Genomic DNA, 21,154 nt, shown 5'->3' with positions numbered 1-21,154 from the left:
TCACAAAACCAGTGCTCACGAGAAGCAGCGGATCGGGCCCCCGTTCCAGGCCAGCATGTCCTTCAGCGGAGCCACCAGATCGAGTGGCGCACCCCACTGCCCGCCGTCGAGTTCGGCGTACGCCCGGTGCAGGTTCCCGGCCAGCCGCTCCTGCTCGGTCAGCTCGGCGAACCGGCCGGGGTCGGTCGCCTTCGCCTGTTCCAGCGGCGAGCGCCCGGCCGCCTTGCCGGTCTCCGCGGCGCGCTGGACGAACTCCAGGTAGTCGTCCACAGTGTCCACCGCTTCGAGCCCGCACACCGGGCCGTGCCCGGGCAGGATGACCGCCGGGTCCAGCTCGCGGATCACGTTCAGCGCGGCGCGCCAGCCGGCGACCGAGCCCATCAGCGCGAACGGGCTGCCGCCGTTGAACACCAGGTCGCCGGCGTAGAGCAGGCGCTGCTCGGGCAGCCAGACCAGGATGTCGTTGGTGGTGTGCGCGGCGTGCCCGGGGTGGATGAGGTCGATCCGGGTCTGCCCGGCGTAGATCGTGACGGTGTCGTCGAAGACGAGGTCGGGCACGCGCAGTTCGAGCTTGCCCCAGTCGCTGTCGCTGAAGACGCCCTCGTACCGCTGGATCCCGTCGGCCAGCAGCGCTTCGCGGGTCTTGCGGTGGCCGACGACGGTGGCTCCGGCGACCAGATAGTTGCCGTTGGTGTGGTCGCCGTGGTGATGGGTGTTGATGAGGGTCGTAACCGGGCCGGCGGTGTCGCCGACGGCCGACAGGAGGGCGCGAGTACGCCGCTCGGTCGCGCATGTGTCGATAAGCACAGCGTGCCCGTCGGCGTCGAGGAAACCGCAGTTGTTGATGAACCAGGAACCGTCCGGCTGGACGTAGCCGAATGCGCCGTCTGCCAGCTGTTTGACGTGCGCCGCGTGGGGGGATCGATCGATCACGCCGACACTATGCCGCCCGGATCGCCAGCGTGGGGCCCTCGTGGCGCAGCTGTGCCCGTAAGTCTCCGCTTAGTCCGAATGGAGTAGCTGGGATGTCCATGGCGCCGGGAATAGACTGCTCCGCCAGGGTGACATGCCGGGTGACTGGCGTTCTCGTGCATTTCCTGAAACGCTGCCGGGTGTCATCATCGAACTCCGTTGGGTCGCAGTGGCCTGGGTGGTTCGTAGTTCGCGGTCCGGCGGAAAGCCCGTCGGCAGGAGTGGTCCAGGAGAGCAAGGGGAGATGGCGAGCACCGTCACCTCGCGCCGCAAGCAGCTCGGCAACGAGCTTCGGCATGCTCGAAACGCCGCGAAGATGACGCAGCAGCAAGTCGCCGAGGTACTCGGCTGCACCCAGGGCAAGGTCAACAAGATCGAGTCCGGTGCGGTGGGGGTCAAGCTCGGAGATGTGCGGACCATGCTGAACGCGTTCGGGATCAACGGCGAAGAAGCCGACACTCTGATGAACCTGGCCCGGGCCGCGGCCGGGCAGCGCGGCCATTGGTCGGGCTACCGGTCGGTGGTGCCGCACTGGTTCCGCACCTTCACCGACCTCGAGCCCGCCGCCGCGGAGATTCTCACCTGGCACGGCGAGCGCGTGCCGGGGCCGCTGCAGTCCGAGCACTACATGCTCAAGCAGTTCACCGAGGCGGGCGCCACCGACGTCACGTCGCTGGTGCGCAACCGGCTCGACCGCAAGGCGGTGTTCGACCAGCAGCAGCCGCCGTACTACCGGTTCATCATCAGCGAGGGCGCGCTGCGCCGCGCACCCGGCGGGTTCGCGCCCGCGGTGATGCTGGACCAGGTGGAGCACCTGCTGGCGCTCGACCGGCATCCGCGCGTGTACGTGCACGTGCTGCCGTTCAGCGCGAAGCTCGCCGCGGTGCCCAACGACTTCACGATCATGCGGTTCCCGGACCGCACCCGCGACTTCGTCTACATCGAACACTCCGCGGGCGGGCTGTACCTCGACGACGTGAAGGACTTCAACATCTTCGTGGACTCGTGGGACCGGCTGCGCGGGGCCGCCCTGGAGCGGGGCGAGACGCGGCAGTTCCTCAAGGAGCTGGCGGAAAGCTACCGCTCGCAGATGATGTGACCAGTGCTTCCAGCACGGGCACGGTTTCCTCGGCAGCGGGCAGGGCGTTGATCTCCGCTTGCACGCGTCGCGCGGCTTCGCGATAGCTGGGATCGCTGAGCACCTTCGCGGCGGCTTGCCGGATTTCGTCCGGTGTGGACGTTTCCGGGTCGAGCGCGAGGCCGACGTTCAGCGCGGCGCAGCGCCGGGCGTTGCCGGGCTGGTCCGCACCCATGGGGAAGAGCAGCGACGGCAGACCGTGCGAGAGCGCGCCGATCACGCTGCCGGACCCGGCGTGCGAGATCATCAAATCGAGGCGCGGCAACAGTTCGGCCTGCGGGACGAACCGTTCCACGCGGACGTGCGGCGGTTGCGGTCCGAACTCGGCGGGGTCGATCTGGGTGCCGACGGTGGCGGTCACTTCGGCGTCCAGCTGGCCAAGACCGGCGAGGGTGCGCTCGATGAGGTCGCCGGACTCCAGGTTGAAGTTGGTGCCGAGGGTGAAGTAGACGTGCGGCTTCTCGGCGGGCTGGCGCGGCGCGACCGGATCTCCTTGGCGGAACGAGAAAGTGCCCGGCGGCAGCGGCGCGCTGGGGTCGCGAAAGGATGGTGGGAGCGGCGAAAGCACCTGGCCGCGGGTCAGCATTTCGAGCCGCGGGTCGTCCGGAAGACCGTGCGCGGCGCGGGTCTCGGCGAGCGGTTCGGCGATGAGTTCCTTGCGCAGCAACGTTCCCGCCGCGAGCACCAGCACGGTGGCGCACGGCAGCCCCAGCGCCTCGGCGGCGATCGCGGCGGAGAAGTCCACCTCGTCCCGGACGATCAGGTCCGGCCGCCATTCCCGGGCCAGCTCCAGCAGAACCGGCACGTGCTCGCGCGTCGCGCGGCGGGCGAACAATTCCCGGATCTCCCAGTCGTCGCGCGCCGGATCGACCGGCGGCATCGGCTGTCGCGTCGCCTCGACCTCGCGCGGTTCGTTGACCGCGAAGGTGGTGTACCCAGCCTTGGCGAGCGCGGGCACGTGCGAACCGCCGCCGGCGACCGCTACGGTGTGGCCGCGCGCGATGAGCGCTCGCGCGACGGGTGCCATCGGATCGAAGTGGCCGCGTCCGCCGACGAACGAGAAAAGAATGCGCATCCCTCGCAACCTAGTGGCCCGGATGTACCGGAGTCGTGGCATTTTCGGGCGATACCAGGGGGCGGCGGGGCGCGGCCGCGGCGAGTGGGCACACTGGTACCCGCACGGAAGGGGAAGCTGATGACTCAGGCACCGGATCCGGAAGCCCCGGAGGGCGTCGACCTCGATCGGCCGAACGCGGCGCGGATCTACGACTGGTTCCTCGGTGGCACCGCGAACTGGGCGATCGACCGCGAGTTCGGCGAACGGGCGGTCCAGACCTTTCCGATGATCAAGACCATCGCCAGGGCCGGGCGCGAGTTCCTCGGCCGCGGCGTGCGGTACATGGCCGAACAGGGCATCGACCAGTTCCTCGACATCGGCTCCGGCGTGCCCACGGTCGGCAACGTGCACGAGATCGCCACGTCGGTGAACCCGAACGCGCGCTGTGTCTACGTCGACAACGAGCCGGTGGCCGTCGCGCATTCGCAGATCCTGCTGGAACGCGACGGCGTCGCCGACCGGCACGCGGTACTGCAGGGCGACCTGCGCAACCCGGCCGACGTCTGGCCGCGCGCCCTCGACACCGGCGTCCTCGACCCGAAGCGCCCGATCGGCCTGATCATGGTCGGAGTGCTGTACTTCGTCGGCCGCGACGAGCCGGCGCTGGAGATCGTGCAGAAGTACCTGTCGCTGCTGCCGTCCGGCTCGTACTTCCTGTCCTCGCACCTGACCGACGACGGCGTGCCGACGAACGACGGCGAGAGCCGCGACAAGATCCACAAGCAGTACCAGCAGTCGAGCACCCCGTTCCACTACCGCTCGCGGGCGGAGTTCGCGGAGTTCTTCAGCGGGCTGGAACTGGTGGATCCGGGCATCTCGTGGGTGTCGGACTGGCATCCGGAAGCGGGCGAAACGACCGCGAGCGCGCGGATGGCGGACGACCCTTCGTTCAGCGGCGGGATTTGCGCTCTGGGCCGCAAGCCCTGACTCTCGCTGTCCCGCAGCGCTGCGGTGCTCGATGTCCGTGAAGGACTCCTTGAGGGAATCAGATTCCCTCAAGGAGTCCTTCACGGACTCTGCGGGGGCGAAGCTGCGCGGCTCGTCTTGTCCCGGCCGAGCGCTGCCGTGAAGACCCCAATGTGGCGTTGGGTGCGTCCTGCGCACCCAATGTGGCGTTCGGTGCGTCTGACGCACCCAATGTGGCATTGGGGTCATCAAGCCGCGGGTGTGGTCTAGACCGCCACTGGTCCAGACCTCCGCAAACCTGCCCCAGGACACGAAAACGCTCCCCGGGCGATGCGTTCCGGGGAGCGTGGACGATGCGGGCTCTCAGCCGAGCCCGTGCAGCAGCGGTACTCGTGTCTCGCGGTGGTGACGGGTGGCGTGGACGTGGTCCGCTTGCCGCGGCGCCGGTACTTCGATCTCGGTGTCCACGACCATCGGGCTGCGCAGCGGGGCCTGGATCAGGCTGAACCCGAACCGGTTGCGCAATTCGTGATTGATCCCACGCCGGCCGCGAGTGTGTTCGTCCTCACGGCGGAAAAGCGTGGTTAGCCGGACGGCCATGGGATCACACCCCCAGTTCTGATGACGGGTACCGGCGCGGGTCGGCGCCGGCCGGATCGGGGTAGTGCGCGCCCGGCAGGTCATCGCCGGGCAACAGGGAAACCGCTCCGTTGCGGTGTCTCCGCAGGGTCGTCACGGCACCTGGACCAGCGCCGATTCCGGTGAGGCGGGCGGATCGGCTCCTTGCCGGGCCGAACGGGTCGGCTCGCATCCGCACTCCTCCCGATATCTCGCGGCTGGTCCGCCGCCCGGGCCGGGTGCCCGGGCCGGTGCTGCCGGTGTTGGGCTGAATGTCGCAAGCCATTCACCCACCACTGACGCCCCGATCGCTGCGATTAATCCTACTCCTGGAATAATCTTCATGTCGAGATCGGGTCGAGTTGATCACCCGCTTGGCCCTGCGGTTTGCTCCGTAGTGACGCAAAGAAGCCGGGGACGTGCACCAGCGCGCACGCCCTGCACAAGGCTCGGAGGTGGACGACCCATGGCGGATTATCCGTCGCCCCAGGATTACGACCCGGACACGGCGGAGTCGCTGTTCGAGGCCGCGGCCTGGGCGAAGTCGTTCGCCAGCGAGCCCAACGGCGGAAACTGTGTCGAGGTCAACCTCTCCCGTCCCGGCCTGATCGGGGTGCGCGACACGAAGCTCGCGACGAGCCCGGTGCTGGTCTTCGACCGTGGCGAGTGGGACGCCTTCCTCGTCGCGGTCAAGGCTGGTCAGTTCGACCTGCCGCCGAGCGAGTAGTCCACCACGGCAATGTCTCGACGGGGTGCGATTCGCAAACAGTCACTCGATCGGGTGGGATGCGGATCGGCTCTGGTTACCGTGGGTGCCGGGGGTTGTGGGCTGAATGTCGGTTTGGCGAGGGTTGCTGGCTGAGTAGGTTGAGCGGCCCGACCCCACGGAGCGCGCGATGACCCCACTCCACTACCTGACCGCCGTCGAAGCGCTGCGTCTCTTCCGGACTCGGCAGTTGTCGCCGGTGGAGCTGATGCGCGCGGTCGTGGAGCGGGCGGAGCGGGTCGAGCCCGACGTCAACGCCTTCGCCGAGCAGATGTTCGACGAGGCGCTGCGGGCCGCCGCCGTCGCGGAGAAGCAGTACGCACCGGGTGGCCGTCCGAGGCCACTCGAAGGACTGCCTGTCGCGGCGAAGGAGGAACAGCCACTAGCCGGGTATCCAGTCACTGACGGCACCCTCCTGCGCCCGCCTCAACTGGCGCGGGAGACCGCGATCGGACTCGGCCGGATCCAGGCGGCCGGCGGGATTCTGCACGCTCGCACGACGACGTCCGAGTTCTGCTGCATGCCGCTGTCCCACACGCGGCGCTGGGGGAGCACGCGCAATCCGTGGCACCTCCAGACCGCGGCAGGCGGCTCGTCCGGCGGTTCGGGCGCGGCGCTGGCGGCCGGCACCGCCGCCCTCGCCACCGGATCGGACATCGGCGGTTCGCTGCGCGCGCCCGCGTCCTTCACCGGCGTCGTGGGGTTCAAACCGCCGCACGGCCGTAACCCGGTCCTCCCGCCCGCCGGACTCGACACCTACTACCACCACGGTCCGATGGCCCGGACCGTCGCCGATTGCGCGCTCCTGCAGAACGTCCTGGCGGGCGAGGACCCGCGCGACCCGCACTCGCGGCTCCCGTCGGTGACCCTGACGACGGGCGACGTACGCGGCCTTCGCGTCGCTTGCTGCCCAGCGCCCGGGGATTTCCCGGTCGACCCGGAGATCGCCGCCAACACCCGCGCCGTCGCGAAGGCGCTGACGTCCGCCGGTGCGGCGGTGACCGAGATCGAGATCGACTGGACGCTCGACATGGTCAAACAGGCCCTGTGGGCGCATTTCGGGACCGGGTTGGCCGCTGAGGTCCTGGAACTGGACCGGCTTAACCCGGGCGTGATCACCCCGTACTGCCTGGCCTTCGCGCGCAAAGGCGTCGAGAACGTTGTGGACGCGGAGACGGGTGCCGCCGTCGAGGCCGCGATCCGCGAACGCCTCGACGCGGTGTTCGACCAGTTCGACGCGCTCATCGTGCCGACCCTCGGTGCCACCGCGTTCGCCGCTGGCGAGGACTATCTGACTGAGCAAGTCGTGGTCAACGGCGTTGCGCTGGAACACTTTTCGGACGCTTCGCTCACGCCTGCGTTCAACGTCGGCAGCGAACATCCGGTCCTCGCCGTGCCGTCCGGCTGGGCTGGGAACGGCGTGCCGACCGGCGTCCAGGTCGTGGCGGGAAAGTACGACGACGGCACGGCTTTCCGGGTCGGCGCGGCGATCGAGCAGACCGTCGGAGCTGGGTTCGCGCGGATTCCGTTAACTGGCCAGGAATTCCCGCAGATGCGCCACGACTTGTGAGGGCTGTTCCTCGGGCAGGAAGTGTCCGCAGTCTTCGAGACCGACGCCGGTCACGTGGTCCGCGTAGTCGCGCCAGATGTTCAATGTGGGCAGACTGCCGAGCAAGCCGGCCTTGCCCCACATCGCGAGTACCGGCTGGGTAAGGCGCTTTCCGGCGGCGTAATCGGCGTCGTCCAGGTCGGCGTCGTCGGGGAATGAGGCGCGGTAGTCGTCGAAACCGGCTCGGAGTGCGCCGGGTGCTTCGAAGGCGCGCACGTACTCGGCGACGTCCTCGGGCGGCAGGCCGTGCCGCTGGAAGGTCCAGCGTTCGAAGAAGTAGCCGAGATACGCGGCGATATTCTGTCCCGCCAGCAGCTCCGGAAGGTCTGGCTGCAGGTGGAAAAGCCAGTGCCAGTACGCCTTTCCGAGGTCGCGGTCGAGTCGTCGCCACATCTCGCGGGTGGGCGCGATGTCCAGCACCGCGAGCCGCTCCACCTGGTCTGGACGGTCGAGCGCCCACCGATGCGCGACCCGCCCGCCACGATCGTGCCCGGCGACCGCCACCCGGTCGAACCCGAGCTGCTCGGCCAGCTTGGCGACGTCCGCGGCCATCGTGCGCTTGTCGTAGCCGGTGCGGGGCTTGTCGGTGCGCCCGTATCCGCGCAGGTCAGGAGCGATCACGGTGTGCTTCTCGGCCAACGGCCCGGCGACGCGGTGCCAGCAATGCGACGTCTGCGGCCACCCGTGCAAGAGGAACAACGGCGGGCCGTCCCCGCCACGGAGGTAATGCATGCGCAGGTCGCCGACTTGAGCCATGGCTGCTTCTAACCGGTTCATAGGGTTAGACGGTAGCCCGGGTTCTCACCGGTTTCAATGGTTAGAATGAGCGGTATGGATTGGGTGTTCGACGCCGGGCGGCCGTGCCTGCACCTGGTGAACACGCTGCGCTCCCGGCATCTCCCCGAGAGCATCGAGCTGCTCACCGGCCCGGACGCGCTCGCGGAATGGCTTGAGCGGGCCGGGTTCGGCCGCCTGCGGGTGAGCGCTGCTCAGGTGGCTTCGGCCAAGGATCTCCGCGAGGCAGTGAACCGGCTGCTGACCGCGACACCGCTGGTCGCCGACGTTCGCTTGGTCAACGACACGCTCGCGGCCGCGCCGAAACCTGCCCGGCTGCTGTTGAAGGACGGTGTGCTCCAGCGAGAAGTCCCCGCCCCGGAGAACCCGGTGGCGACGGCGTTCGCCGTACTGGCCGCCGACGCGGTCGATCTCGCCACCGGCGCGGAAGACATCCGAATCTGCGCGGCGGACGATTGCGGTTTGCGATTCGTCGACACCTCACCGCGCCGGACGCGGCAATGGTGCTCGATGTCCCGCTGCGGCAACCGGGCGAAGGCGCGGGCACACTACGAGCGGACGAAGAACCGGTAAGCCCACGGGTGCGCGCGCAGCCACACGTTCAGCCTGCCGATCGCTCGCATGTGGACAGTGCGCAGCGGCGGCGGAACCACGGTGCCGATAATTCTGACCGCCCGGCGGAAGCGAGTGAACTTGCGCGCGTCCTCGTCCGTCCATTGCAGACCGAGTCGATCACGAAGCTGGGCCGGGAGTGTCGCGCGGATAAGGAACATCTGCGCACTTGAGTGTCCCTTTTGGAGTCTCGACCACCGGCGGTCCGACATGCGGGAGAACGGCTTCCGCACGGTGTCGATGGTCTCGAACAAGGTGCTGATCGTTTCGTTCGGACCGAATCCGGCGATCATCTCGCGGTAGTAGCGCTCGAAGTCCGGCCAGGTCGGCGGCAGGTCCCGCTCGCGGACGCCGAGGATCCGGCCGATGCCGCACATCTGCGCGTAGTACTCGTCTAGTTCCGAAGTGGACATCGGGCGACCGAAGAACCGTTGTGCGTCAACGGGTGCCATCACCAGCGTCGCGTGCACCCATGCGTACGCGCCGGGGTCGAGCGCGCTGTATCGGCGGCCGTCGGCGGTGCCGGTAAAGGTGCGATGCAGTTTCCACAGCCGTTCGGCCTCGGCCTGCGCGCCTTTTGTCCCGCCGTACACGTAAATCGACAGGGAAGCGGCGGTGCGCATCAACCGGGTCCACGGATCCTCGCGGTAGTCCGAATGATCACGCACCCCGGCCGCAACGACCGGATGCGCGACCTGCAGCACAAGCACCTGCCCGGCCAGCAGCACGTCGCGGAAGTCGCCGAAGTAACGCCAGGCCGCCGTGCCGCGCACGACCGGCGGGGCCAGCTCAGCCCCGCGCGCCATGCAGCAGCATCATCAACGGCTCGGCGGCCGGAACGTCCGTGCCAGTGGCGAGCCGGCGCAACTGCAGCCCGGCGATCAGCGCGACCACCGGTCCGGCCACTCGCTCCGGGTCTGGCAGTCCGAGCGCGGTGAGGATCGTGATCGCCAATTCGTCATACGCCGCAAAGCATTTCGCCGAAGCCTCGTGCAGTCCGGGGTCCCGGGCGGCCTGAAGGTACAGCTCGTGCGGCGCGAGTTCGTCGGTGCCGAACGGCAGTTGCTTGATCACGTGCTCGACCACGGTCGCCGCTTCTTCGAGGCTGAGCCCTTGCGCTTGGTACGCCTCGACAATCCCCGACAGCTTCGCCGTTTCCTCCTCGGCGAACAGCAGCATCGCCTCGCGCAGCAGTTCGGTCTGGCTTGGGAAGTGATACGTCAGCGTGCCGAGCGAAACTCCGGCTGCGGCGACGATGCGCCGGTTGGTGAGCCCGCCGACGCCCTGCTCGCCGACCACTTTCAGGGTGGCGCGAAGGATCGCGTCGCGCGTGCTCACCACCCCGGCTCGGGACGTCGATCCGGCCACCGCAGTACCTCTTCCAGTTGCGCGGCAACGGAAATCAGCCGCTCTTCGGAATGGGACGGGCCGAGCAGCTGGGCGCCGAGCGGCAACCCGTCCGCGGTCAGGCCGGCGGGCACGTTCACCCCGGGCCAGCCCAGCACGTTCCACGGCCAAGCGTACGGGCACGCGGCGATCATCGTCTGATCGGTCTGCCAGCCGGAAAGCCCGTCGAACGAACCGATCGCGGGCGGCGGGGTGGCGGTGGTCGGGGTGAGCAGGACGTCGATGTCGCCGAACATCGCGCCGATCCGGCGGCGCAGCACGGGTTCGAGCGCGCGGGCGAGCTTCAGCGCGGGCCCGGCGAGCAGGCCGCCTTGCTGGGCATTGCTGCGCGTGCGCGGGTCGAGCGCGGACGGCTCCGGCACCCGGCGGGCCCAATCGCGCACGCCGGTGAGCGACCGCGGCAGGAAAGTGAGGCCGATCAGTCCGTATCCCGGTTCGACCGGCACGATCTCGTGCCCCAGCCCGGCGAGCGTCTCGGCGGTGTCGCGCACTGCGGCTTCGACTACTGGGTCGAGCCTAGTTTTAGTGGCGGTAAAGGGAATCCGGGTGGAGAGCCCAATCCTCAGCCATCCCGGTTCCCGCCGCGCGGCAGTCTGGAACGACGTGCCGGTGCCCGCGGTGACGTCCAGCAGCGTGGCCGCGTCGGCGACCGTCCGGGCGAGCGGGCCGAGCACGGTGAGACCGTGGAACAGTTCGCTGTCGGTCGGAATCCGGCCGCGCTGGGTTTTGATCCCGACGAGCCCGGTCCACGCCGCCGGGATGCGCACCGAACCCGCCCCGTCCGACCCGAGCGCGGCGGCCACGATCCCGGCCGCCACCGCAGCGGCCGACCCGCCGGACGACCCGCCCGGAGTGTGCGCGGGCTGCCACGGATTGCGCGTCGCACCGAACGCCGTGCCCTCGGTGAACGGCCATTGGCCCAGCTCAGGAGTGTTGGTCTTGCCGATGATGACCGCGCCGGCCCGCTTGAGATTCGCGACCGCCGGCGCGTCCGCCGTCGCCGCCGGGAACTCGCCCGGACACCCGAACGCGGTGGGCAGGCCGGCGAGGTCGACGTCGTCCTTGATCGCCACCGGCACCCCGAGCAACGGCGCGCGATCCCCGTCGGCGCGGCGCTGATCAGCCTCGGCCGCCTCGGCGAGCGCGGCTTCGTCACGCAGCACCCGGAACGCGTTGAGCACCGGCTGGCTCGCGTGGGCCCGCTTGAGAGCGAGTTCGGCGAGCTGCACGGCCGTGGTCTCGCCAGCCTCGAGCGCGGCGGCCTGCTCGGCGAGGGACGTGAACTCGGTCATCGCGGAAGACATCAGCGGCTCCCCTCTCGTTCGCTCGAACGAACGTATCACGGCTGACGCCGGGAAAGCACCCCTGACCTCGGGGGCTGAAGTTCGGCATGCTGGTCCTCGTGATCGATGACTTCGCGAAGGGGTACCTCCACGACGACCTGCGAGAGGTCCGCGCGACGATGCTCCGGAAGCTCGACGGGCTGCCGGAATACGCCATCCGCCGCCCGCTGACCTCGACTGGCACCAACCTGCTCGGCCTGGTGAAACACCTGACGCTGGCGGAGGCTCGCTACTTCGGCGAAGTCTTCGGCCGCCCGTTCCCCGAACCCCTTCCGAGGTGGGACGACCTCGAACAGCGCGGTGCCGACTTCTGGGCGACAGAGCACGAAACCCGTGACGAAATCGTCAGCCGTTACCGGCGCGTGTGCGAGCACTCCGACGCGACGATCGCCGCGCTCGCCGTCGACGCGCCTGGCCACGTGCCGTGGTGGCCACGCCCGGATGTGCTGCTGTTCAACGTTCTTGTCCACATGTTGACGGAGACCAGCCGGCACGCCGGGCACGCCGACATCCTGCGCGAACAGCTGGACGGCGCGGTCGAGATGGACTTGGCCGCCATGTCCCGGCGAGGGCTGGACTCCGCCTTCTGGCAGCGCCGGTGCGCTGAAATCGAGCGGGCAGCCAGGGCCGCGGACCCAGCCACAGCTTGAGAAAGCCCCCTAAACTGCACGCCATAACTGCACGCCATCAGCCCGGCCAGCGCACGGAGGATCGATGACGTTCGACTTCGCCCGGTTCCCCGCCCTCGACGGCTTCCCTCGCGCCGGTCTCCACCACGGACCGACCCCGCTCGTCCCGGCGCCGCGGCTTGGTGAAGCGCTCGGCATCCCCCGGTTGCTGCTCAAGCGGGACGACGTCCACCCGCTCGGCGTCGGTGGCAACAAGCTGCGCAAACTCGACTTCCACCTCGGCGCGGCGCTCGCCGAGGGAGCCGACACCGTGATCACCTTCGGCGCGGTGCAGACCAACCACGGCCGCCAGACCGCGGCAGCGTGCGCCCGGCTTGGGCTGCGTTGCGAGCTGGTGCTGGTCGCCGAGGTCCCGCGGTCCGGCGAAGCGTACGAGCGGTCCGGCAACGTCCTGCTTGACGTGCTTTTCGGGGCGCGCGTGCACATCTGCGCGTCGGAGGCGGAAGCGACCGAGACGTACGAGCGGCTGCTCGCCGAAGCGGAGGCTGAGGGGCGGAAGGTTAGGTCGGTCCCAGTCGGTGGGTCCGACCCACTCGGCGTTCTCGGCTATGTGGATGCCGCGAGGGAGCTTGCCGTCCAGCTGGAGCAGCTGGGTCTGGACCGGGCCCGCGTCGTCGGTCCGCACGCCAGTGGGGCCACGGTGGCCGGGCTGGCGCTCGGTACGGAGTTGCTGGGGTCGCTGGACCTGGACATCGCCTGCGTCAGCCATCCGCTCAACGAGGCTGTGGACAACCTGTCCCACCTGACCGCCGGGGCCGCGCAGCTGCTTGGGCTCGACCCACCGAAGCTGGAGCACGTCTGGCTGAACGACACGACGATCGGCGAGGGCTACGGGATTCCGGCGTCGGGGACCTGGGAGGCGATCCGGCTGTTCGGCCGCACCGAGGGTGTGGTGCTCGACCCGGTCTACACCGGAAAAGCCGCCGCCGCCCTGGTGGAATGGGCGGCGGCGGGGCGGTATTCGCCGGAGGAGACCGTGGTGTTCGTGCACACCGGCGGTCTTCCCGGATTGTTCGGTTATGCGCCGGAGTTCATGGCCGAGGCGCCGAAGTAACCAGCACCGTGGCGCGAGCGGCCTCGGTCCGCACGGCGATGCGGAGCAGGACCAGCAGCAGGGCGACGTTCGCGATCAGCGTGAGCCGTTGCGTCGCGCCGACCGGCAGCACCTCGGTGAGCACGTGGAACGGCTGCACGCCGGCCTCGTCGAGGCGCACGAACAGGAAGCTCAGCGCGAACAGGCCGACCGCGCCGAGCCCGAACTTCAGCCAGCGCACCACGAACGCGCGCTCGGCCGTGCCGCGCAACGGTTCCAGCATCGTGATCGCCGCGCCGGGCAGGCTCGCGAACGCGACCAGGCACGAGTAAAGGTGGATGTCGCCGCTGAGCTCGTTCGGGCTTTGCGGGTAACTGGCCGGGAAAACCGCGGCCACGGCCAGCCCGAGGGCCCACAGCATGAGCAAAGCCTTGGTGCTGAACGTCATCGGCACGCCACCGGCGATCAGCGCGCCGAGCACCGCGAGAGAACCGACGGCTACCGACAGCACGCTCGCGCCGAGCATGCCTTCCCCGCGGTCGGTGATCGTGTAGCTCGAAAGCGTGTCGTAGATCGGATCGTGCGAGCTGATGATGTGCAGCACGGTGATCGTGAACAGCCCCCAGGCGATCGCAGCGAGTGCGGTCAGGCGCCATCCCCGGACGCCTCGTGAGTTCACCATGCAGCAAGAGTGTCGGCTCCGCGGCGTTTCGTGATCAGGGAAAACCCCTGATTCAGCCCCTACTTCGCGAACTCGGCGAGGACGAGCACCTGGTCGTCATGCCGTTTCGCGCGCGGCCAGCGGACCGCGTGCGGATCGTCGTTCTCCGCCGCGCGCACCGCGTCCAGCACCGCCTCGGGGCCCTTGTTTTTGGCTATCTGCAGTACTTCCGGCCAGTCGAAGAGCCCGTACTCGTCCACTCCGATCGCGACGCCGTCGGTGGCGATGAGGATGGCCTCGACGTCCGCGCGGGGCCAGCTGCGGCGTACCGCTTTGTGCGCCGCGGCCGGGTCGGCTTCGGCGACCCAGAAGCCGTCTGCCGCATTGCGTCGCCGCCGGACGTCCGCTCCGGTTTGAAGGAGACCGCCGTCACGTAAGGACATCAGTCGATCATCGGAGACGACATCAGTGCCGAACCGTCCAAACGCGACAACTGGGCTGTCGGCCAGTACCAGTGCCTCTACTTCGGATTCGTCCCAGCGGACTACGGACACCGTGCTGGAGGGCGAGCGGCCGGGCTCCAGGCCATGGTCGCGGGCGACGGCGGTGATCGCGTTGGCCAGTGCAACGCCCAGGTCCTCCCGCGGGCGGGTGCGCAGTTCGGCGGCGAGCTGGTCGCGGAGCAGACCGGCGTACCAGCCGCCGGGCGGGAGGTCGGGGCTCGGGGAGGTCGCGCCGTCCAGGACCAGGACGGCGCGGTCCAGGAGGGCGACGTGGTCTTCGGTTGGGCGGGGATGGCCGTCGGAACCGACTCCGGCTCGCTCGGCGGTCGAAATCTCTGGCACTTCCCGACTGTAGCTCGCCTTTCGCCGCTCGCCGCCGAAGTCCGTGAGGGGAACCCCGAGGGACTCAGAGTCCAATGCCAGGGACTCAAGGCGGGCGCTCAGCTTGCTGACCGTCCACAAAGGACGTCCAGTCCAGCGAAATGCCTGATTAACGCCGAAATGCCCGTTTCTCCAAGTCTGTGAGGGCCACCTTGAGAGAATCTGATTCCCTCAAGGTGGCCCTCACGGCCGGCGCGCCCGGCTCCAGCCGCCCGCGTCGGCCCCGACGCGGGCCTGCTCGGTCCACCAGCCGTGTCGGTCTGGGCGGACACCGCTCGGCCGCACCCATAACGCCGCCGTAAGTCCCCGGCATTGGACTCAGAGTCCGTGAAGGTGGCCCTCACGGACCGTGGTGTCAACCAGGGTTGACAGCAGCGGCGATGTCAACCTAGATTGACATCATGACGGAAGCGACGGATCTAGCCGCCCGCGCCGGCGACCAGGACCCCCGGGTGGGGCTCCGGGCGGTGGCGGCGCTGCGGCGGTTGCTGGAACAGCTGGAGGCGGTGCAGGTGCGCAGTGCTCGCTTGCACGGCTGGTCTTGGCAGGACATCGCGGCCGAGCTGGGGGTCAGCCGGCAGGCCGTACACAAGAAGTACGGGAGGCATTGATGTTCGAGAAGTTCACCAGAGACGCCCGGATGGCGGTGGTCGAGGCGCAGGCGGCGGCGTGGGAAGCGGGGGCGCGCGAGATCTCCGCGCAGTCCGTTTTCGCCGGGCTGGCGCGGATCGAGGACGGCGAGGCGGTGCGGCTGCTGCAAACCCTCGGGGTGTCCCGCGAGGAGGTCTTCGCCGAGCTGGCCCGGGTTCGCCGCCGCGGCGGGATCAGCGACGCCGATGCCGAGGCGCTCACCGAGTTCGGCATCGACGTCGACCAGATCGTCGAGCGGATCGAGCAGGCGCACGGGCCGGGCGCGCTCGCCGAGGCGGGCAGGCGCTCCCGGCGCAACCACTTGCCGTTCACCGAGGAGGCGAAGAACGCGCTGCAGATGAGCCTGCGAGAGGCGCAGGACCTCGGAGACAAGCACCTCGGCCAGGAGCATTTGCTGCTCGCGCTGGTCAAACAGCGCGGCCCGGTGGCCGACTTCCTCGCCTCGCGCGGCATCGACTACCCGGCCGTCCGCCAGGCCGTCGGCAAACGCTAATGCTGTTCCTGCTCGTGCGCCCCGGTCCGCCAGGTGACCAGTGGCAGCAGCGCCTGCGTCAGCGGGCCGATGCTGAGCGCGTACAGCACGGTTCCGACGCCGACCGAGCCGCCGAGCAGCCAGCCCGCGGCGAGCACGAGCACCTCGATGCCGGTCCGGACCAGGCGAACGGACCAGCCGGTGCGGGCGTGCAGGCCGGTCATCAGCCCGTCGCGCGGTCCGGGGCCGAGGCGGGTGCCGACGTAGACCGCGGTCGCGACGGCGTTCAGCACCACGCCGCCGACCAGCATCAGGATCTGCCAGACGAGCACGTGCTGGTCCGGCAGCACGGCGCGCACCGCGTCGACGGCCACCGCGATCACCGCGATGTTCGCGACGGTGCCGATGCCCGGCCGCTGGCGTAGCGGAATCCACAGCAGCAGCACGAACACCGCCACGACGGCGCTGATCGTGCCGAACGTCAGCCCGGTGAGCTTGGTCAGGCCGTCGTTCAGCACGTCCCACGGGTCGAGGCCGAGGCGGGCGCGGGTGAGCATGGCCATGCTCGCGCCGTAGAGGGCGAGGCCGGCGATCAGCTGGGCGCCCCGGCGCGCGGGGGACTGGCGGATGCTGAGCGGACTGAGGTCGATAGTTGCCACTTCTCCACTATTGGCGACCACTGGCCTGATAAACCATGGCCAATGCGGGATAATTGGCCTTATGGAACCTCTGGGCGGACGCATCTCGGGACGGCGATTGGCCACATTGCTGGGGGAATGGCGGCAGCGTGGCTCCCGGCAGGGTGCGTCCGACCTCGCCGCGGCGGTTGAGCTGCACGTGCTCGACGGACAGCTGCCGATCGGCACCCGGCTGCCCGCCGAGCGCGAACTCGCCGACGCGCTCGGCGTCAGCCGCACGCTCATCGGCGCGGCACTCGACCGGCTCCGCGCGGACGGCCTCGTTGCCAGCCGTCGCGGGGCCGGTTCGTGGGTGGCCGGCGTCGGGCACCGCGACGAGCCCGAGGCGGCCCGCGACGACCTCCTCGACCTCGCCCGAGCCGCCCCGTCCGCGGTGCCGGGGCTGATGGCCGCGTTCGACACCGCGCGGCGCGACCTGGTCGAGTACGCCAGCGGCAACGGCTACCTCACCGGCGGCCTGCCGAGGCTGCGCGAGCGGATCGCCGAGCGCTACACCGCGCGCGGGCTGCCGACCTCGCCGGACCAGGTGCTGGTGACGTCCGGTGCGTACTCCGCTTTCGTGCTGTGCCTGCGGATGCTGACCGGGCCGGGCGACCGCGTCCTGCTCGAACAGCCGACGTACCCGAACGCCATCGACGCCGTCCGCGCGACGCACGCGCTGCCGGTGCCGGTCGCGCTCGATCCCGTGCACGGCTGGGATCTGACCGGGATCGAGGCCGCGCTGCGCCAGGCCGCGCCCCGGTTCGGCTACCTCGTGGTGGACTTCCAGAACCCGACCGGCCTGCGCCTCGACGCGGCGGGCCGGGAGCGGCTCGGCGGGCTGCTCGCCCGGTCGCGGACGCCGGTCGTGGTCGACGAATCGTTGGTGGAACTGGATTACGAGGGCGATCCGGTGGACGGCCCGCCGCCGCTGGCCGCGTTCGGCGGGGACCTGGTGCTGAGCGTCGGGTCGGCGGCGAAATCGCAGTGGGGCGGGTTGCGGCTGGGCTGGATCCGCGCGTCGACCGATTTGCTGGACCGCCTGCAGTCGCCGCGGTTCGCGGTCGATCTCGGCGCGCCGGTGTTCGATCAGCTGGTGCTGGCGGCGTTGCTGGAACCGGAGGGATACGAGGTGCTCGCCCGGCGCCGGACGGAATTCCGGGAGAACCGGGACATCACGATCGCGGCGCTGCGCCAGTACTGTCCAGAGTGGACATTCGAGGTGCCTGCCGGCGGATTGTCGTTGTGGTGCCGGTTGCCGGAGCCGATGAGCACGCGATTGGCGGTGTCGGCGGCGAATCGCGGGGTGCAGCTGGCACCCGGATCGAGGTTCGGCGTGCACGGCGGATTGGAACGCTGGCTGCGGCTTCCGTTCGGATTGCCGCGCGAGCAGTTGCCGGAGGCGGTGCGCCGGGTCAGCGTCGCGGCGGCTTCGGTGCGCGGCTGCGCGGATGTGCCCGCGGAGCGGATTCCCGTTACGTAGCGCGGTCCTCGTGAGTGGCAATCCCGGTTCTAACCGGCATCAGCACGCACGACCCCCGGAAAGTGAACAGCCGGTGCGCCGAACGGATTCCGGCCACTCCAGGGAGGGCGGCGGTCGTCCGTACGGCGCACCGGCCGATCGTCCGAGGCGCTTCCCGGCACAGCCCCTCGAAGTGCCGGGAAGCGCCCTCGGTTCAGGCGAGCTTCGGTTGGCGCAGGCTCTCGCTCGGCGCGGTGAGCGAAAACCTCCGGAGCACGCCCGTGATGGGTCCCGGCGCCGCGGGGGCAGCGCGGCGCCGGGACCAGGACCCGATCCGGCCGGGCGCGGTCGGCCGGTCGGGAAGTGCGGTCATGGTTCAGCCCCTTGATCGAAGTGACGCTGGTGCGAAGGGGTGAGCCCGGCGCGGCGAACGGGCGCGCGCGATCAAGAAGTTGATCTTGAGGTGGACGTAGCTCTCCCCGGGTAACCGGTCGGGCGGTCAGTCCGGGGAGGTGGTCGGCAGGGCGGCGTCCCTGCCCGCGCCGTCGACCTCGTGGTCGCGGCTGACACCGATGAGCTTGAGCTGAGTGGCGGTGACGCCGTCGCCGGCCAGCGCGAACAGCTGGCGCAGGCCGCCGGAACCGTCGTGTCCCGGTGAGACAGTCGACGCGGGCGCGGCAGGCGCGGCCGGTGCCGAGGGAAGGCCCTCGCCGCCACCGCCGCTGCCGCCGCCTCCGGCCTGGCTGCGTTGCTTGACCGGCGGCGCGGGCTGGGTTTCGTGCGCGGGCTGTCCAGTGAGGACCCGCTCGGACACCGGGTGCACGACAGGCGCTTGCTTGCTGACCTTCACAACCACCGGTGCTGCGGGTTCCTTGACCAGCTTGGCCGACGGAGCGGCAACGCTGACTGGCCCGCTCGCGGCCGGAGCCGGCTCGACCTCGGCGGACGGCGGCACGACGACCCGGACCGGTGCCGTGTCGATCACGGTGTCGACCGAGGTGACGGTGGTGTGCAGGGTCGTGTCGACGGTGTCGTCGACGGTTCCGAGGATGCCGTCGAGGAGCCCTGGCTGGTCGTTTTCGGGGCTGCCGAGGAGACCGCCGAGGAGACCCTGGCCGGGATCGCGGTCGGAGCCGCCGAGCAGGCCGTCGAGGAGCCCGTGCTGGGGTTCGGAGCTGCTGATGGGACCGGGCTGGCTGGCGGTCTCGGGATCGCTGGCCGGAGCGTGGTGCTTGGGTTTGCTCTTCGGCTTGGCGGGTTTGGCGTGCTCGGGTGTCTTGGCGGGCTTGGCCGCTGGCTCGGAAGCGTGCTGGTCCGGGGTGTCGCTGCCGGACAGCGTGCTCGGCCGGAAGCTCACCTCCGGCCGGAAGTCGCGGGCGGAGAACTGGAACCGGTGCGGGTGCTTCGCGCCGGTCGCCGACCCGGGCATGGCCCAGGTGAGCGTGCCGGACGTGGCTGTTCCGGCGTACCGGTGCTCGGGTTCGGGATCGTGCGTCGAGGCGGTGGGACGGTCGATCTGGTCGTCCGTCGCGGCGTTCGCCTGCGACAGCGCCGCGCCGAGCAGCCATCCGGCCAGCGTGAGCCCGCCGGCGACGGCGATTCGTGCGGCGGGCCGGGCGATCGGGGCCGCCCAGGCACGGGGCCGCCGTCGCGCGCCCGCGCGCGTGCGGGAGTTCGGCTTAGCGCGGTCGACCATCCCGAGAAGCGCTGCCGTCGCGGGCGGACTGGTGCTCGCGCCGAACGACGCGGAGGATGCGAGGCCGCGCGGGGTCGCCATGCCGGTCACGCCACCACCACCGTCCGCGCCTGAAGTTCGTGCGGGCCACCGCACGAGACTGATCTTGCTGGGGCTCTCTTCCGGCCAGGTCGCAGGTCCCCCGGGGCTGCCCTCTTTCTAGCACCGGACGCGAGTCTTTCATCTCTCCCGCGCTCGATCCACCCCGTAAGGCGGAACGTCGGCACCGGCTCTGGTGTCCGATCCGCCCTAGTCGATCACCCTGCGTGGCGCGAATCGGGGCCGGATGCGGCCATCCGGGCGGCCCGCCGGCGGTGCTAATCCGGGCGCCGACCCGACGTTTCGGCTGCTGAGCCACTCTCGGTGGCCCTGTTCCCGCAGCGCCGGACCCCGCCGACCCCGAGGCCGGGCCGCAGTCGTCAGACGAGTTTCCGCAGGCGGTCGACGGCCTCGTCGATCACCTCGTTGCGCTTGCAGAACGCGAACCTCAGCAAATGTTTCCACTCGTCCGGGTGATCCGTGAACACCTTGACGGGTACCGCCGCGACTCCGGCGCGTTCCGGCAGCGTCCAGGCGAGTTCGGCGGCGTCGTCGAAGCCGAGCGGACGCACGTCAGCGGTCACGAAGTACGTCCCCGCACTCGGCCGGACCGCGAATCCCGCATCAGCGAGTCCAGCCGACAACCGATCGCGCTTCTCCTGAAGGCTCGCGCGCAGGTTTTCGACCCAGTCCAATTCGTTATCGAGCGCGTACGCGACGGCCGGCTGCAGCGGTCCGCCGGAGACGAACGTGATGAACTGCTTCGCCGCCTTCACCGCGGCGACCAGCTCTGGCGTCGAGCAGACCCAGCCGATCTTCCAGCCGGTGCAGTTGAACGTCTTGCCCGCGCTCGAAATCGCGACGGTCCGCTCGCGCATCCCAGGGAACGACGCGAGCGGAAGGTGCTCGGCGCCGTCGAAGACGAGGTGTTCGTAGACCTCGTCGGTGACCGCGATGAGGTCGTGTTCGACGCACAGCCGCGCGACTTCTTCCAGCTGCGCGCGGGAAAACACCGTGCCAGTGGGGTTGTGCGGCGAATTCAGCAGCACCGCACGGGTATTCGGGGTGATCGCGTCGCGGAAGGCGTCGAGGTCGAGTTCGAGCTGGCCGCCCTCGGTTTCGACGAGCCCGATCACCCGCCGCCGCGCACCCGACATCGCGACCGCCGCGGCGTACGAGTCGTAGTACGGCTCGACCACGATCACCTCGTCGCCGGACTCGGTCAGCGCGATCAGCGTCGCCGCGATGGCCTCGGTCGCACCCGCGGTGACCAGGATCTCGGTGTCCGGGTCGTAGCTGGCCCCGTAGCGCTCGCGGTGCCGGCTGATCGCGGCGCGCAGCTCCGGGCGGCCCGGCCCCGGCGGGTATTGGTTGTCGCCGCCGAACAGCGAGTTCTTCGCCGTTTCGAGCATGCCGGCGGGCCCGTCGGTGTCCGGGAAACCCTGGCCGAGGTTGACCGCGCCGTGCCGGACGGCGAGTGCGGTCATCTCCGCGAAAACCGTCGAGGTGAACGGGCGGAGGCGGGGGACGAGAGCTGGTTCACGCACGAGAACGCATCCTCACGGACA

The 21,154-nt window shown here is 69.8% G+C and carries 23 protein-coding genes; 10 read left to right on the top strand and 13 right to left on the bottom strand.

Translation table 11 applies throughout. The features are described from left to right. Positions 1-15: 15 nt before the first annotated feature. Entirely contained in the window at positions 16-933 is a 918-nt protein-coding gene (locus ACFSVL_RS06690; RefSeq protein ID WP_378301421.1) for an MBL fold metallo-hydrolase, read from the bottom strand. Between the two features lie 283 nt (positions 934-1,216). On the opposite strand from ACFSVL_RS06690, the gene ACFSVL_RS06685 reads away from it, so the two are divergent. Beyond that, the gene (locus tag ACFSVL_RS06685; RefSeq protein WP_037712135.1) at positions 1,217-2,071 is read left to right on the top strand and encodes a helix-turn-helix domain-containing protein; all 855 of its coding nucleotides are present in this window, start codon (positions 1,217-1,219) and stop codon (positions 2,069-2,071) included. Here the strand turns inward: ACFSVL_RS06685 and ACFSVL_RS06680 are convergent. Then, the gene (locus tag ACFSVL_RS06680) at positions 2,031-3,185 is read right to left on the bottom strand and encodes a glycosyltransferase (RefSeq protein ID WP_378301419.1); all 1,155 of its coding nucleotides are present in this window, start codon (positions 3,183-3,185) and stop codon (positions 2,031-2,033) included. The genes ACFSVL_RS06685 and ACFSVL_RS06680 overlap by 41 nt on opposite strands. A gap of 120 nt (positions 3,186-3,305) precedes the next feature. On the opposite strand from ACFSVL_RS06680, the gene ACFSVL_RS06675 reads away from it, so the two are divergent. Further along, a complete protein-coding gene (locus ACFSVL_RS06675) occupies positions 3,306-4,154 on the top strand; it encodes an SAM-dependent methyltransferase (protein ID WP_378301417.1) in 849 nt (282 codons plus the stop codon). 342 nt (positions 4,155-4,496) lie between these two features. Here ACFSVL_RS06675 and ACFSVL_RS06670 read toward each other — a convergent pair whose 3' ends face one another. Beyond that, positions 4,497-4,733: a hypothetical protein gene (locus tag ACFSVL_RS06670; RefSeq protein WP_378301416.1), complete on the bottom strand. Its 237-nt coding sequence runs from the start codon at positions 4,731-4,733 to the stop codon at positions 4,497-4,499. A 484-nt stretch (positions 4,734-5,217) separates the two neighbouring features. Between ACFSVL_RS06670 and ACFSVL_RS06665 the strand changes: the two genes are divergently transcribed. Both ACFSVL_RS06665 and ACFSVL_RS06660 read left to right on the top strand, forming a co-directional pair. Further along, entirely contained in the window at positions 5,218-5,478 is a 261-nt protein-coding gene (locus ACFSVL_RS06665) for a DUF397 domain-containing protein (protein WP_378301414.1), read from the top strand. 169 nt (positions 5,479-5,647) lie between these two features. Further along, complete coding sequence (locus tag ACFSVL_RS06660; RefSeq protein WP_378301412.1) at positions 5,648-7,087, top strand: amidase; 1,440 nt, start codon at positions 5,648-5,650, stop codon at positions 7,085-7,087. Here ACFSVL_RS06660 and ACFSVL_RS06655 read toward each other — a convergent pair. Continuing rightward, entirely contained in the window at positions 7,046-7,882 is an 837-nt protein-coding gene (locus ACFSVL_RS06655; protein ID WP_378301411.1) for an alpha/beta fold hydrolase, read from the bottom strand. The two genes, ACFSVL_RS06660 and ACFSVL_RS06655, sit on opposite strands and share 42 nt — an antisense overlap. 75 nt (positions 7,883-7,957) lie before the next feature. On the opposite strand from ACFSVL_RS06655, the gene ACFSVL_RS06650 reads away from it, so the two are divergent. Further along, positions 7,958-8,494, top strand: coding sequence for a CGNR zinc finger domain-containing protein (locus ACFSVL_RS06650; RefSeq protein ID WP_378302006.1), 537 nt, complete (start codon positions 7,958-7,960; stop codon positions 8,492-8,494). Here the strand turns inward: ACFSVL_RS06650 and ACFSVL_RS06645 are convergent. From ACFSVL_RS06645 to ACFSVL_RS06635, 3 genes are read right to left on the bottom strand one after another with little or no spacing between them, the layout of a single operon-like run. Then, complete coding sequence (locus ACFSVL_RS06645) at positions 8,470-9,339, bottom strand: oxygenase MpaB family protein (protein WP_378301409.1); 870 nt, start codon at positions 9,337-9,339, stop codon at positions 8,470-8,472. The genes ACFSVL_RS06650 and ACFSVL_RS06645 overlap by 25 nt on opposite strands. Further along, positions 9,323-9,901 (bottom strand): TetR/AcrR family transcriptional regulator, encoded by a 579-nt coding sequence (locus tag ACFSVL_RS06640; RefSeq protein ID WP_378301407.1) that lies wholly within the window; start codon positions 9,899-9,901, stop codon positions 9,323-9,325. The genes ACFSVL_RS06645 and ACFSVL_RS06640 overlap by 17 nt, the downstream gene beginning before the upstream one ends. After that, positions 9,868-11,244 (bottom strand): amidase, encoded by a 1,377-nt coding sequence (locus tag ACFSVL_RS06635; protein ID WP_378301405.1) that lies wholly within the window; start codon positions 11,242-11,244, stop codon positions 9,868-9,870. The genes ACFSVL_RS06640 and ACFSVL_RS06635 overlap by 34 nt, the downstream gene beginning before the upstream one ends. A gap of 86 nt (positions 11,245-11,330) precedes the next feature. Here ACFSVL_RS06635 and ACFSVL_RS06630 point away from each other — a divergent pair, with 86 nt between their 5' ends. Together ACFSVL_RS06630 and ACFSVL_RS06625 are read left to right on the top strand one after the other, a co-directional pair. Further along, complete coding sequence (locus ACFSVL_RS06630; protein ID WP_378301403.1) at positions 11,331-11,933, top strand: DinB family protein; 603 nt, start codon at positions 11,331-11,333, stop codon at positions 11,931-11,933. A gap of 64 nt (positions 11,934-11,997) precedes the next feature. Further along, positions 11,998-13,026, top strand: a complete 1,029-nt coding sequence (locus ACFSVL_RS06625) for a D-cysteine desulfhydrase family protein (protein ID WP_378301401.1) — start codon at positions 11,998-12,000, stop codon at positions 13,024-13,026. On the opposite strand, the gene ACFSVL_RS06620 is transcribed toward ACFSVL_RS06625, so the two are convergent. After that, positions 13,004-13,687, bottom strand: a complete 684-nt coding sequence (locus ACFSVL_RS06620; RefSeq protein ID WP_378301400.1) for a DUF998 domain-containing protein — start codon at positions 13,685-13,687, stop codon at positions 13,004-13,006. The genes ACFSVL_RS06625 and ACFSVL_RS06620 overlap by 23 nt on opposite strands. 59 nt (positions 13,688-13,746) lie before the next feature. Continuing rightward, the gene (locus tag ACFSVL_RS06615) at positions 13,747-14,511 is read right to left on the bottom strand and encodes a hypothetical protein (protein ID WP_378301398.1); all 765 of its coding nucleotides are present in this window, start codon (positions 14,509-14,511) and stop codon (positions 13,747-13,749) included. A 440-nt stretch (positions 14,512-14,951) separates the two neighbouring features. Between ACFSVL_RS06615 and ACFSVL_RS06610 the strand changes: the two genes are divergently transcribed. Both ACFSVL_RS06610 and ACFSVL_RS06605 read left to right on the top strand, forming a co-directional pair. Beyond that, complete coding sequence (locus ACFSVL_RS06610; protein WP_378301396.1) at positions 14,952-15,161, top strand: helix-turn-helix domain-containing protein; 210 nt, start codon at positions 14,952-14,954, stop codon at positions 15,159-15,161. Beyond that, a complete protein-coding gene (locus tag ACFSVL_RS06605; RefSeq protein WP_378301394.1) occupies positions 15,161-15,694 on the top strand; it encodes a Clp protease N-terminal domain-containing protein in 534 nt (177 codons plus the stop codon). Before ACFSVL_RS06610 ends, ACFSVL_RS06605 begins: the two co-directional genes overlap by 1 nt. Here the strand turns inward: ACFSVL_RS06605 and yczE are convergent. Beyond that, positions 15,691-16,332: a membrane protein YczE gene (yczE, locus tag ACFSVL_RS06600; RefSeq protein ID WP_378301392.1), complete on the bottom strand. Its 642-nt coding sequence runs from the start codon at positions 16,330-16,332 to the stop codon at positions 15,691-15,693. The genes ACFSVL_RS06605 and yczE overlap by 4 nt on opposite strands. 61 nt (positions 16,333-16,393) lie before the next feature. Here yczE and yczR point away from each other — a divergent pair, with 61 nt between their 5' ends. Next, positions 16,394-17,833: a MocR-like transcription factor YczR gene (yczR, locus tag ACFSVL_RS06595; protein WP_378301390.1), complete on the top strand. Its 1,440-nt coding sequence runs from the start codon at positions 16,394-16,396 to the stop codon at positions 17,831-17,833. A gap of 193 nt (positions 17,834-18,026) precedes the next feature. On the opposite strand, the gene ACFSVL_RS06590 is transcribed toward yczR, so the two are convergent. From ACFSVL_RS06590 to ACFSVL_RS06580, 3 genes are all read right to left on the bottom strand, one after another. Further along, positions 18,027-18,185 (bottom strand): hypothetical protein, encoded by a 159-nt coding sequence (locus tag ACFSVL_RS06590; RefSeq protein WP_378301388.1) that lies wholly within the window; start codon positions 18,183-18,185, stop codon positions 18,027-18,029. A 126-nt stretch (positions 18,186-18,311) separates the two neighbouring features. Continuing rightward, entirely contained in the window at positions 18,312-19,598 is a 1,287-nt protein-coding gene (locus ACFSVL_RS06585) for a hypothetical protein (RefSeq protein ID WP_378301386.1), read from the bottom strand. A 368-nt stretch (positions 19,599-19,966) separates the two neighbouring features. Further along, the gene (locus ACFSVL_RS06580; RefSeq protein ID WP_378301385.1) at positions 19,967-21,133 is read right to left on the bottom strand and encodes a pyridoxal phosphate-dependent aminotransferase; all 1,167 of its coding nucleotides are present in this window, start codon (positions 21,131-21,133) and stop codon (positions 19,967-19,969) included. Between the last annotated feature and the right edge of the window lie 21 nt (positions 21,134-21,154).

The organism is Amycolatopsis silviterrae, from assembly GCF_042684085.1.
GTDB classification, from domain to species: Bacteria; Actinomycetota; Actinomycetes; order Mycobacteriales; family Pseudonocardiaceae; genus Amycolatopsis; species Amycolatopsis silviterrae.
The sequence above is the reverse complement of the archived record's forward strand: the minus strand, read 5'-3'. Positions and strand labels throughout refer to the sequence as shown.